This window comes from Stenotrophomonas testudinis, assembly GCF_024499815.1.
Classification (GTDB): Bacteria; Pseudomonadota; Gammaproteobacteria; order Xanthomonadales; family Xanthomonadaceae; genus Stenotrophomonas.
Window position 1 is genome coordinate 1 of record NZ_JAMOKY010000063.1, and the last position, 11,710, is coordinate 11,710.

General features: G+C 68.9%; 11 protein-coding genes. 10 read left to right on the forward strand and 1 reads right to left on the reverse strand.

Annotated features, from left to right (window positions below; translation table 11 throughout):
- Positions 1–185 precede the first annotated feature (185 nt).
- Positions 186–2,042 carry an ATP-binding protein gene (locus tag NQ204_RS19140; protein WP_256644665.1) on the forward strand — a complete coding sequence of 619 codons (1,857 nt, stop codon included), beginning with the start codon at positions 186–188 and terminating at the stop codon, positions 2,040–2,042.
- Positions 2,043–2,099: 57 nt separating this feature from the next.
- Positions 2,100–4,406 carry a tetratricopeptide repeat protein gene (locus NQ204_RS19145; protein ID WP_256644666.1) on the forward strand — a complete coding sequence of 769 codons (2,307 nt, stop codon included), beginning with the start codon at positions 2,100–2,102 and terminating at the stop codon, positions 4,404–4,406.
- 199 nt (positions 4,407–4,605) lie between these two features.
- On the opposite strand, the gene NQ204_RS19150 is transcribed toward NQ204_RS19145, so the two are convergent.
- Positions 4,606–5,400, reverse strand: coding sequence for a cytochrome C assembly family protein (locus NQ204_RS19150; RefSeq protein ID WP_116863967.1), 795 nt, complete (start codon positions 5,398–5,400; stop codon positions 4,606–4,608).
- Between the two features lie 122 nt (positions 5,401–5,522).
- Here NQ204_RS19150 and ffh point away from each other — a divergent pair, with 122 nt between their 5' ends.
- From ffh to NQ204_RS19190, 8 genes are all read left to right on the forward strand, one after another.
- Entirely contained in the window at positions 5,523–6,899 is a 1,377-nt protein-coding gene (gene ffh, locus NQ204_RS19155) for a signal recognition particle protein (RefSeq protein WP_108768208.1), read from the forward strand.
- A gap of 91 nt (positions 6,900–6,990) precedes the next feature.
- Positions 6,991–8,067, forward strand: a complete 1,077-nt coding sequence (locus NQ204_RS19160) for an NAD(P)H-dependent flavin oxidoreductase (protein WP_256644667.1) — start codon at positions 6,991–6,993, stop codon at positions 8,065–8,067.
- Positions 8,064–8,867: an aminotransferase class IV family protein gene (locus NQ204_RS19165; RefSeq protein ID WP_256644668.1), complete on the forward strand. Its 804-nt coding sequence runs from the start codon at positions 8,064–8,066 to the stop codon at positions 8,865–8,867. The genes NQ204_RS19160 and NQ204_RS19165 overlap by 4 nt, the downstream gene beginning before the upstream one ends.
- A 106-nt stretch (positions 8,868–8,973) precedes the next feature.
- Positions 8,974–9,234, forward strand: coding sequence for a 30S ribosomal protein S16 (gene rpsP / locus NQ204_RS19170; RefSeq protein WP_079221127.1), 261 nt, complete (start codon positions 8,974–8,976; stop codon positions 9,232–9,234).
- Between the two features lie 44 nt (positions 9,235–9,278).
- Positions 9,279–9,791 (forward strand): ribosome maturation factor RimM, encoded by a 513-nt coding sequence (gene rimM / locus NQ204_RS19175; RefSeq protein WP_116863964.1) that lies wholly within the window; start codon positions 9,279–9,281, stop codon positions 9,789–9,791.
- An 8-nt stretch (positions 9,792–9,799) separates the two neighbouring features.
- Complete coding sequence (gene trmD, locus NQ204_RS19180) at positions 9,800–10,558, forward strand: tRNA (guanosine(37)-N1)-methyltransferase TrmD (RefSeq protein ID WP_256644670.1); 759 nt, start codon at positions 9,800–9,802, stop codon at positions 10,556–10,558.
- A 154-nt stretch (positions 10,559–10,712) separates the two neighbouring features.
- Positions 10,713–11,114, forward strand: a complete 402-nt coding sequence (gene rplS, locus NQ204_RS19185) for a 50S ribosomal protein L19 (protein WP_079221128.1) — start codon at positions 10,713–10,715, stop codon at positions 11,112–11,114.
- Between the two features lie 82 nt (positions 11,115–11,196).
- A complete protein-coding gene (locus tag NQ204_RS19190; protein ID WP_256644669.1) occupies positions 11,197–11,577 on the forward strand; it encodes a DUF6404 family protein in 381 nt (126 codons plus the stop codon).
- The last annotated feature ends 133 nt before the right edge of the window (positions 11,578–11,710 follow it).

Genomic DNA, 11,710 nt, shown 5'->3' on the forward strand with positions numbered 1-11,710 from the left:
CCCCCCCCCCCCCCCCCCCCCCCCCCCCCCCCCCCCCCCCCCCCCCCCCCCCCCCCCCCCCCCCCGACTCTACAAAAGGCCAAGCGCAGCGTCCGATGCGGTAACGGTCAGCTTCGCTGTGCTAGTTTTCCCGGCTCGACGACGGCGCCTCCTGGCGCCTTGTGTGGCAAGGAGTAACCGATTTCATGCAGGACCCGACGCTCAGCACCCCCGCCGCCGAAATCCGCCGCGCAGGGGTCGATCTCAATGGACTGATGACGGTGCTGGGCAAGCACCTGTATTCCACCCCGATGGTGGCCCTGCGCGAGCTGGTGCAGAACGCGCACGATTCGATCATCCGCCGCCGCCTCGAGCAGCCGGGCATCGAGCTGCCCTCGCGCATCTCGGTGCAGGTCGATGCCGCCGCCGGCGTGCTGCGCATCACCGATACCGGCGCCGGCCTGACCCGCCAGGAAATCCACGATTACCTGGCCACCGTCGGCGTCGGCTACACCCGTGGCCTGCGCCAGGGCGGTGATGACCAGGACGGCCTGATCGGCATGTTCGGCCTGGGCTTTCTCTCGGCCTTCGTGCTGGCGCGCCGGGTGAGCGTGCGCACCACCTCTTACCAGACGCCGGAACTGGGCCACCTGTATGTGTCCAGCAACGCCGAGCAGTACACGGTGAGTGAAGTGCCGGCGCGCGCCGTCGGCACCGAAGTGGAGCTGGAGCTGCACGCCGATTTCCTGCCGCTGGCCAACGAGGCGCGCCTGTACGAGGTGCTGGGCCGCTACTGCGCGCTGCTGTCCGAACCGATCTTCATCGGCGCGGCCGCCGAAGCCCTCAACCCCGAGCCGCCGCCGTGGCGCGGGCAGGGCGAGGTCGCGCTGCACCCGGTGCAGGCGCGTCGCCAGGCGCTGCAGTTCGCCGCGCGCTTCGAGCATGATTTCGAACCCATCGTGACCGTGCCGCTGCGCGCCGACGCCGACAGCGATGCCACCGGCATGCTGTGGGTGCAGGACGGCGCCACCTACGGCACCAGCGACAACCGCAACCTGTCGGTGTTCGTGCGCGGCATGCTGCTCGACGACGATGCGCGTGACCTGCTGCCACCGTGGGCGGGCTTCATCGGCGGCGTCATCGAATCCTCGCGCCTGACCCCCACCGCCAGCCGCGAGGACCTGCAGCGCGACGACCAGTACCGCGCCGTGCAGCACGCGCTGCTGGAAGCGCTGATCGACGGCCTGGCCGAGGTCGCGCGGCAGCAGCCCGAAGCGTGGCGACGCGTGCTGGCCCGCCACAACGAGGCGCTGCTGGGTGCGGCGCTGTGCGATGAGCGCCTGTTCGAGCTGCTGCTGGAACACGTGCGCGTGCCGACCTCGCAGGGCGACCTGCCGGCCAGCGCGCTGCCCGCGCGTGGTGCCGTGCACGTGATCCTCGACAACGGCGGCGGCTTCGAAGAAATGCTGTTCCGCGCGATGGGTGTGCCGGTCGCGCACGGCCATCGCTATGCGGTGGTGCCGTTCCTGCGCCGCTGGACCCAGGCCAAGGGCCTGCGCCTGGTGGAGCTGGGTACCGAGCAGGGCAACCGCGCGCTGTTCCGCACTGATGACAGCCTGGATGACGCGCAGCTGGCGTGGCTGGGCGAGCACTTGGGCGATGGCGAGCAGCTGCTGCCGGCGCGCTTCAGCCCCGAAGCGCTGCCGGTGGTGGTGGTGCCCGACCGCGAGGCCGAGCTGAAGCAGCGCCTGGAAGACGACGAGAACGACAAGCGCGTATCAATGGCCGCGTTGCGCTTGGCCCGCCAGTTCACTGCGCGCATCGAGGTGCGCGCACCGTCGCGGTTGTACATCAACCTGGACAACCCGGCCGTGCAGGCCCTGCTGCAGGCCCAACGCGACGGGCATCCGCAGGCACCGGCGGCCGCGCGGCTGCTGCGCTCGCTGAAGGTCATCGTCTCTGCGCAGGGCCGCCCGCTGGCCCGTGGTGCAGCGACGCCGGGCCCGGACCTCAACGGCGCCTTCAGTGATATCGCCGGTGCTCTGCAGCAGATGCTGCGCTGAGCACCGCACACACCTTCTCTCATCCAGCCTCACGCTAGACAGGAGCACCAAGCCCCAATGGATATCTGGAACTGGGTCGAAAAGCTGCAGGAAGACCTGCGCCAGGCCGGCCAAGCGCAGAATGCGCACCTGCTGACCCGCCTTGCCGACGAAGTCAGTGAACTGCAGGTCGACCGTGTCGACGCGCTGCTGCCCGAAGCGCGTGCGCTGGGCAAGGCGCTGGACAACCCCTGGGTCGATGTCTACGTCGGCCACTGGGCGCTGCGCAACCGCGTGGGCAACCGCGTTGAAGGCGAGAGCGCGCTCGGCGAGGCGGTCTCGCTGTTCGAGCGCGCGCATCGCGAAGACACCCTGGAATGCCCGCAGTCGATCTGCGTGACCCAGGATCTGGCCGCCTGCTACGGCAACATCGACGGCCCGGGCTGGGTGCCCGAGCGCATCGAGGTCTGCGACGAAACGCTGGCCCGCATCGATCCGACCTGGGCCTGCTTCCAGTGCCTGAGCTGCGAGAAGGCCGATGCGCTGCTCGATGATGGCCGCGCGCAGGACGCGCTGGATTACCTGAAGGTGCAGGCCGACGCGGTGGAAGCGCGCGGCAAGGAAGTGTTCGACAGCTTCCCGGAAATGCAGATCAAGATCCTGCTGGCCAGTGGCCGCGCCGATGAGGCGATGGTGCTGATCGATCAGCGCGAAGCCGAGGTGGCCGCCGCCGGCGAATATGAACCGGCCAACTGCACGGTGCCGCGCCGCCTGTCGCGCGCCTGGGCGCTGGCCCAGCTGGGCCGCGACGAAGAAGCGCTGCAGCAGCTGGTGCCGTGGAGCGAGCTGACCCCGAACACCTGGCGGCTGTGGGCCAACACGGTGGCGCTGCTGTGCAGCCGCGACCCGGCCCGCAACACCTGGGACCTGGGCACGCGCTTCAACACCATCATCGAGCACTTCGCCAGCGTCGGTGCCCACCGTCTGGTGATCGAGCTGGCGGCACTGAGCCTGGAACTGGCCCTGCAGCGCGGCGCGCGCTGGGTGGCGCAGCGCCAGCTCGGCCTGGCCCGCACCCACCTGGCACAGCTGCGCCAGGACCGCGGTGCCGGCGTGTTGGTGGCCGGCCTGGCCGCCCGCATCGACGCACTGCCCGACGTTGAACCGCTGCCGATGCCGGCCGCCGAACTGCTGGCCTGGCTGGAAGCGCGCGGCGAACAGCAGCAGTCGCGTGACCCGGAGCGCGAGGCGCAGTGGCTGCTGCAGGCGCATGCGCAGTGCCCGGATGACGAAGCGCTGGCCGAGGTGGCCGCATCGGCGCTGAATGCCTGTGGCGCGCAGACCGAGGCCCGCGCGCTGCTGTGGGAGTTCGTGCGTGCGCACGCCCAGGAGGACGGCGCTGCTGCCTACACGCTGATGCGCTGGCTGACCGAGCAGGGCGACGATGATGGCCTGCGCCGCCTGGCCGACACCTACCGCGGCAGCGTGCCGGTGTTCGCGCACTGGTGCGAGGTGCAGCGCGCACGCCGCGTGTCCGACTGGCCGGCGCTGGAGCAGGCCGCACAGGCGCTGCTGGCGCTGTCGCCGGGTTCGCATGGCGCGCGTGGCACGCTGGCGCGCATGTACATGGAAACCGGCCGCTTCAGTGATGCGCAGGCCTGTTACGCGCAGCTGGTGGAAACGCTGGAGGATCCCAATGCCGCGCACTGGGACCACATGAGCGCCGCCAGTGCCGCGCGCGATTGGGACGCGGTGCGCCGCTCGGCTACGGCCATCGGCATGGAGCTGTCCAGCCAGGACGGCGTGGTCGAAGAGCCGTGGGGCTGGGTGATCATCCGCAGCCTGGAGCAGGGCGAGCCGATGGAGTACTACGCGCGCCGCACCGGCCCGGTGACCGCGCGCATCGTCGAGAACGCACCGGCCAACCGTGCCCAGCAGGTGGGCGACTGGGTGGTGTTCGATGCCGCGCTGGTGCACCCTGCACCGGAAGAGGAAGAGCAGCGCCAGCACTTCATCCCGACCTATGCGCAGGTGCACGTGCTGGAACGTGGTGGCTTCGAGCGCAGCTGGCTGATCGACGGCGCGCACCCGGGCGAAGAGGCCTGGAACGCGTTCGTGGAAGGTGCCGAAGCGCAGGGCTGGCAGGTGTGGGTGCACAGCCGCCCGGATTACACCGTGACCGATCCGGATGCGGACCAGGGCACGCTGCCAGGCCTGCTGTTCACCGTGGCCCAGCCGCAGGGGCACGCGCCGCTTGCGCTGCACCGTTACCTGCAGCAGTCCACCGCCGGCTGGTCGCACCCGCAGTGCTGGCTGCGCCTGGCGGAAGCCTGCAACCAGGACCGGCAGCCGCACCTGGATGTGATCGAGCGGTACGGGTTGTAGGTTTCGCCGCGCTGCGCGCTCGCCGGGCATTGCCCGGCGCTACCGGGCCCCGGTAGGTGCCGACCGTGGCCGCGTCATGCGGATTGTTGTAGAGCCGAGCCTATGCTCGGCTCGTGTGGCAAAGCAGCCGAGCATGGGCTCGGCTCTACACACCTGTGCCGTGCCCTGAGGTAGGTGCCGACCGTTGGTCGACACGCCTTTACCGCGTATGCCCGAACACCAGTTCGATCACGAACTGGCTGCCGAAGAACGCCAGCAGCAGCAACAGCATCGCCGACAGCGTCCAGTGCACCGCCTTCGCCCCGCGCCAGCCGTAGCGGCGGCGGCCGATCAGCAGCACGCCGAACACGATCCACGACAGCACGCTGAGCACGGTCTTGTGTACCAGCTTCTGCGCCAGCAGGTCATCGACAAACAGCACGCCGGTGACCAGGGTGAGGGTGAGCAGGGCGAAGCCCACGGTGATGACCCGGAACAGCAGGGCTTCCAGATCAGCCAGCGGCGGCAGTGCGCGCAGCCACGGGCGGAATTCACGGCGGCGCAGCGCCCGTTCCTGCAGCCACAGCATGATCGCCAGCAGCGCGGCGATGCTCAGCGTGGCGTAGGCCAGCAGGGCCAGCCAGGCGTGGCTGGCCAGGCGCCAGCCCAGCACCTTGCTCGGTTCATGGCCGTAGCCGTGGTAGACCGCCAGCAGCAGCGCGGCCAGCGGGAAGACCACCACGCCCAGCGCCGACATGCGCCCGCGCGCGCCCACCAGCGAGGTCAGCCAGGCCATGCCCAGGCCGACCAGCGACAGCGCGGCGAAGAAGTGCATGTCCGGGCCGCCGGTGGTGCGCATCGCCACCAGCACGTGGTAGCCGCCGTGCAGCAGCATGGCCGGCAGCGCCGGCCACAGCCAGGTGGGCGAACCGACGGCATCATCGCGGCCAAGCGCACGCACCAGCAGGGCGCTGGCGGCCAGGTAAAGCAGGGCGGCGATGAGAACGATTAACATCGTTGCAGTTTCGCATACCCCCGTGATGCTGGCGACGGCCCCGTGGTCGCAGCCCGGGAAGGCGGGCGGACCCGTTATACTGTCTGCCTTATTGTCCCCCGCTTTCAGACAGGTTGCGCCGCATGTTCGAGTCCCTGACCCAGCGCCTTTCCGGCACCATCGAGCGCCTGCGTGGCCGCGGCCGCCTGACCGAGGAGAACATCCGCGAGGCGACCCGCGAAGTGCGCATCGCGCTGCTTGAAGCCGACGTCGCGCTGCCGGTGGTGCAGGCCCTGATCGAGCGCATCAAGGTGCGCGCGGTCGGCCAGGAAGTGCTGAAGTCGCTGACCCCGGGCCAAGCCCTCATCAAGGTCGTGCGCGACGAGCTGACCGCGGTGATGGGCGCTGAAGCCAGCGACCTGAACCTCAACGTTCCCGCCCCGGCCATCATCCTGATGGCGGGCCTGCAGGGCGCCGGCAAGACCACCACCGTGGGCAAGCTGGCCAAGCACCTGAAGGAAAAGCGCAAGAAGAAGGTGATGGTGGTGTCGGCCGACGTCTACCGTCCGGCCGCGATCGAGCAGCTGAAGACCCTGGCCGAGCAGGTGGGCGTGCTGTTCTTCCCGTCCAGCGCCGACCAGAAGCCGGAAGCCATCGTCCGCGCCGCCATCGACGATGCACGCCGCTCGTTCGTCGACGTGCTGATTGTCGATACCGCCGGCCGCCTGGCCATCGACGAAGCGATGATGGCCGAGATCAAGGCCCTGCACGCGGCGGTCAACCCGGCTGAAACCCTGTTCGTGGTCGATGCCATGACCGGCCAGGACGCGGCCAACACCGCCAAGGCCTTCGGCGATGCGCTGCCGCTGACCGGCGTGGTGCTGACCAAGACCGACGGTGACGCCCGTGGCGGTGCCGCGCTGAGCGTGCGCTACATCACCGGCAAGCCGATCAAGTTCGTCGGTGTCAGCGAAAAGCCGGAAGGCCTGGACGTATTCCACCCGGACCGTATCGCCAGCCGCATCCTCGACATGGGCGACGTGCTGTCGCTGGTCGAGCAGGTCGAGCAGCAGGTCGACAAGGACAAGGCCGCCAAGCTGGCCGAGAAGGTCGCCAAGGGCAAGAAGTTCGACCTGAACGACATGCGTGACCAGCTGGAGCAGATGCAGAACATGGGCGGCATCGGCGGCCTGATGGACAAGCTGCCGGGCCTGGGCAACATCCCCGAGCACCTGAAGCAGCAGGTCAGCCAGGGCAAGGAAGTGCCGCGCATGATCGCCATCATCAGCTCGATGACCAAGAAGGAACGGCGCAACCCGAACCTGCTGAACGGCTCGCGCCGCGCGCGCATCGCCAAGGGCTCGGGCGTGACCCCGGCCGACGTCAACAAGCTCATGAAGCAGTACATGCAGATGGAAAAGATGATGAGCAAGATGGCTGGCGGCGGCATGAAGGGCATGATGCGCAGCATGAAGGGCATGATGGGCGCCATGGGCGGCCGCGGCATGCCGTTCCGTTGATGCAGCGACGGGGCCGGCGCGCATCGCGATACGGCCCCGGTCACAATGACTGGCGTATGCTGGGCGGCGACTTCTCCAACAGGTATGTCGCGTGAATGCATCGCCGATTCTTGAGCGCGCCGACACCTTCTGTCGGCGTTTTTCATTGCAGCTTCCGATCCTGCTGGCACCGATGGCCGGTGCCTGCCCGGTGCCGCTGTCGGTCGCGCTGGCCAATGCCGGCAGCATGGGTGCGATGGGTGCGGTGCTGTCGCCGGCTGCTGACATCGGCCGCTGGATGGATGACTTCCGCGCTGCTTCCGCCGGTCCGGCACAGGTGAACCTGTGGCTGCCGGATCCGGCGCCCGTTCGCGATGTCACCGCCGAAGCCACCAGCCGCGCCTTCCTCGCCCAATGGGGCCCGGACGTGCCTGCCAGTGCCGCCGACGCCACGCCGGCTGATTTCGACGAACAGTTTGCTGCGTTGCTGGCCGCGCGCCCGGCGGTGGCCTCGACCATCATGGGCGTGCTGTCGCCGCGCCACGTGCAGCAGTTGAAGGACGCCGGCATCGCCTGGATCGCCTGCGCGACCACGCTGGCCGAAGCGCGCGCTGCGCAGGACGCCGGCGCCGACGCGGTGGTGGCGCAGGGCGCCGAAGCCGGTGGCCATCGCGGTGCGTTCGACCCCAGCCTGGCCGAGCGCCAGCTGGTGGGCCTGTTTGCGCTGCTGCCGCGCCTGGCCGACCACCTGCAGATTCCGGTGATCGCCGCCGGTGGCATCGCCGATGGTCGTGGCATCGCGGCGGCGCTCACGCTGGGCGCCAGCGCGGTGCAGATCGGCACCGCCTTCCTGCGCACGCCGGAGGCGTCGATCGCCTCGGCGTGGGCCGATGGCCTGGCCGCGACCGAGCCCGAAGACACCTGGCCGACCCGCGCCTTCAGTGGCCGCCTGGGTCGTGGCCTGGCCACGCCCTATGTGCGTGCCGCCGCCGCGGACGGTGCCCCGGCGCCGCGCCCATACCCGGTGCAGCGCGGCCTGACCGCACCGATGCGCAAGCAGGCGGCGCAGGAAAACCGCCTTGCCGCGATGCAGGCCTGGGCCGGGCAATCGGCCTGGATGGCACCGGCAGCACCCGCCGCCGACGTGCTGCGCGACATGTGGCAACAGGCGCAGGCGCTGCTGCGATGACGGTGTTTTGCAATGGCCGGCCGGCGCAGGTGGAAGATCTGCTGCCGGCCTTGGTCAACTACGGCCACTTCACCTCGATGCAGGTGCGTGGGCAGGCCGTGCAGGGGGTGGATCTGCATCTGGCGCGGCTGTCGCAGGCCACGCGCGAACTGTTCGGCAGCGAGCTCGATGTCGCGCAGGTGCAGGCCTGGATGACGCAGGCGCTGCTGCAGGCAGGGCAGGGCGATGCCTCGCTGCGGGTGACGGTGTATTCGCGCCACTTCGATTTCCGCAATCCGCTGGCGGCCGTGCCGGTGGATGTGCTGATGGCGGTGTCCGCACCGGTGGCGCTGACCGCACCGAAGCGCGTGCGCAGCGTGGTCTGGCAGCGCGAGCTGCCGCAGATCAAGCATGTGGGCACGTTCGGCCTGTTTGCCGAGCGTCGTGCGGCGATGGCCGCGGGCTTCGATGATGTGCTGTTCGTGTCGGCCACGGGTGGGATCAGCGAGGGCAGTACCTGGAACCTGGCCGTGCACGATGGTGAGCGGCTGCTCTGGCCGCAGGCCCCGGCCCTGCGCGGGACGGCTGAGGCGCTGCTGCAGCGGCATTGGCCGGGGGCGCAGGCCACGCAGCCGCTGTGGCTGGCCGATCTGGCCGGTGTGAAGGCGGCCTTTGCCTGCAATGCCAGTGGCCTGTGGGCGCTGGAGGCCATCGACGGGCAGGTGCTGCCGGGGTCGCAGGCCTTGGCTGAACAGGGCCGGGCGGTGCTGGCGGGGGTTGGCTGGGATCTGTTGGGGTCAGAGCCCTTTTGCGGTGCGTAGGGGGCTGACCCCGCTGGCCACCCATGGGGTTGGCTCGGCTGCGCTCTGCCGCTATAATCGCCCGCTTACCTCGCCATCCTGGCGACTGGGCAATAGGAAAAACACCATGGTCAAGATTCGACTGACCCGCGGCGGCGCCAAGAAGCGTCCGTTCTACCACATCATCGTGACCGACGTGCGCAGCGCGCGCGACGGCCGCAACATCGAGCGCGTTGGTTTCTACAACCCGGTCGCCCAGGGCGGCGAGAAGCGCATCGAGCTGGACCTGGCCCGCGTTGACCATTGGGTCAAGAACGGCGCCCAGCCGACCGAAAAGGTCCGCAACCTGATCAAGGAAGCGGCCAAGTCCCAGGCCGTCGCGGCCTGAGTCTGAAGGGCCACGCTTCGGCGTGGCCCTCTTGGTTGACGAAGATGAAAGATATCGAGCGCCGCATCCTGCTGGGCAGGGTTGTCGGCGCTTTTGGTGTGCGCGGCGAAATCAAGCTCGAGTCCTGGACCGAGCCTCGTTCCGCCATTTTCCGTTACCAGCCGTGGATCCTGCGCAGCCCCAACGGGCAGGAATCGACGCTTGAAGGCGCTCGTGGCCGTGACAGCGGCAAGCACCTGGTCGCCCGGTTCCCCGGCGTCGAGGACCGCGATGTCGTCGAAGCCATGCACGGCACCGAGGTCTATGTGGCCCGCAGTGCGCTGCCGCCGCCGAAGCCCGACGAGTATTACTGGGTCGATCTGGAAGGCCTGGATGTGAAGACCACCGAGGGCGTTGCCCTGGGTCAGGTCTCGCACCTGTTCAGCACCGGCGCCAATGATGTGGTCGTGGTCCGTGGCGACCGCGAGCGGATGATTCCGTTCGTGCAGCCGGACTTCGTCAAGTCGGTCGACTTCGAGGCCAACCTGGTCGTGGTCGACTGGGATCCCGAGTTCTGAGTGTGAGCATGCGGTTCGACGTCATCACCCTGTTCCCCGAGTTCCTCGCCCAGTCCGCTGGGCTGGGCGTGGTCGGGCGCGCGCAGGAGAAGGGTCTTTTCAGCCTGCACGGCTGGAATCCCCGTGATTTCGCCGAAGGCAACTACCGCCGGGTGGACGACCGTCCGTTCGGTGGTGGCCCGGGCATGGTGATGCTGATCGAACCGCTGCAGGCCTGCCTGCAGGCGATCCGTGATGCGGATCCGGCCCCGGCGCGGGTGATCTACCTCAGCCCGCAGGGCGCGCCGTTGACCCAGGCCAAGGTGCGGGAACTGGCGGCATTGCCGCGCATGGTCCTGCTCTGCGGCCGTTACGAGGGCATCGACGAACGCTTCCTGGAGGCCAATGTCGACGAGGAGATTTCCCTCGGCGATTACGTGCTGTCCGGCGGTGAACTGGGTGCGGCGGTCATCATCGATGCCGTGGCCCGCCTGCAGGAAGGTGCCCTGAACGACGCCGAATCGGCGGCCCAGGACAGCTTCGAAGGTGAACTCGGCCTGCTCGACTGCCCGCATTACAGCCAGCCGGCCCAGCACCCGCTGGGTGACGTGCCGGACGTGCTGCGTTCGGGCAACCATGCGGCCATCGCCGCCTGGCGCCGCCAGCAGTCGCTGCTGCGCACCGCCGAGCGGCGCCCGGACCTGCTGGATGAACAGGCGCTGGGCAAGGCCGACCGCAAATTGCTGGACCAGGGCCGTCAGGCCCGGAAACACAAGGCCAGCCCCTAGCGCAGGGCTGGCTTTATCGGCTATCATGGCCAATTCCCGCCAGCCCCGGCTGGCGTGCGCAGTACCCACAACAAACGTGCAGCACAGTTCCGTGACTGCATGAGCCTACGTTGTCGACACGACACGCCCACCCGAACAAGAATCGGTGTAACCCATGAGCAAGCTGAACAAGTCCATCGTCGCGGAATTCGAATCCGCCCAGATCACCCGCGAACTGCCGAAGTTCAGCCAGGGCGACACCGTTGTCGTCAACGTGAAGGTGAAGGAAGGTACCCGCGAGCGCGTGCAGGCCTATGAAGGCGTTGTCATCGCGACCAAGAACGGCGGCCTGAACTCCTCGTTCACCGTCCGCAAGATTTCGCACGGCTACGGCGTCGAGCGCGTCTTCCAGACCCACAGCGCCATCATCGATTCGGTCGAAGTGAAGCGTCGTGGTAAGGTCCGCGCCGGCAAGCTGTACTACCTGCGTGGCCTGGAAGGCAAGGCTGCCCGCATCAAGGAAGATCTGGCTGCTGCTGCTGCCGCCAAGGCCGCACGTCTGGCCGAAAAGGCCTGATAAACAACTTCGGTTGTTGCCGCGACGGCCGCCTTCGGGCGGCCGTTTGCGTTTGTGCGCTGGCCGGCGCTATGTTCGCGGCATGAATACCGTTGAACAGCGTTACCTGCCCAGGGTGCAGGCCGCCCTGCGCCATCTCGACGCCGCAGGCGTGCAACGCCGGCACTCGGCGCCGCCACTGCATCGCCTGCTGTGGCGCATGGGCATCAACGCACCACCGCCGATCCTGGCCAGCGTGGCCTCCAATGCACTGCTGATGGGCGTCTGGTTCGCTCTGGGCTGGGGCGTGCTGATGTGGCTGCTGGTCTGGCGCAACACCAACCTGCCGTTTGCAATCGCAGTGTTCAGCGCGCTGCTGGCCGGCGTGTTGTCCGGCCTGCTGATGGCGGTCCTGATGCGCGTGATGCGCCTGCGCCGCGGACTGCCGTTGTGGCGCGACCTGCCGGCTGCGCCACGCCCCTGACCTGCGGCCACGGCGCGCTGCGCAAGGCCCGCCAAGCACAACGCCGCGAAGTAGAGCGGTGGGGGGGGGGGGGGGGGGGGGGGGGGGGGGGGGGGGGGGGGGGGGGGGGGGGGGGGGGGGGGGGGGGGGGGGG

Coding starts and splice junctions, on each gene's coding strand:
- rpsP (WP_079221127.1), top strand. CDS start 8,974: ATGGTCAAGATTCGACTGACCCGCGGCGGCGCCAAGAAGCGTCCGTTC.
- rimM (WP_116863964.1), top strand. CDS start 9,279: ATGAAAGATATCGAGCGCCGCATCCTGCTGGGCAGGGTTGTCGGCGCT.
- ffh (WP_108768208.1), top strand. CDS start 5,523: ATGTTCGAGTCCCTGACCCAGCGCCTTTCCGGCACCATCGAGCGCCTG.
- rplS (WP_079221128.1), top strand. CDS start 10,713: ATGAGCAAGCTGAACAAGTCCATCGTCGCGGAATTCGAATCCGCCCAG.
- NQ204_RS19190 (WP_256644669.1), top strand. CDS start 11,197: ATGAATACCGTTGAACAGCGTTACCTGCCCAGGGTGCAGGCCGCCCTG.
- trmD (WP_256644670.1), top strand. CDS start 9,800: ATGCGGTTCGACGTCATCACCCTGTTCCCCGAGTTCCTCGCCCAGTCC.
- NQ204_RS19145 (WP_256644666.1), top strand. CDS start 2,100: ATGGATATCTGGAACTGGGTCGAAAAGCTGCAGGAAGACCTGCGCCAG.
- NQ204_RS19150 (WP_116863967.1), bottom strand. CDS start 5,400: ATGTTAATCGTTCTCATCGCCGCCCTGCTTTACCTGGCCGCCAGCGCC.
- NQ204_RS19140 (WP_256644665.1), top strand. CDS start 186: ATGCAGGACCCGACGCTCAGCACCCCCGCCGCCGAAATCCGCCGCGCA.
- NQ204_RS19165 (WP_256644668.1), top strand. CDS start 8,064: ATGACGGTGTTTTGCAATGGCCGGCCGGCGCAGGTGGAAGATCTGCTG.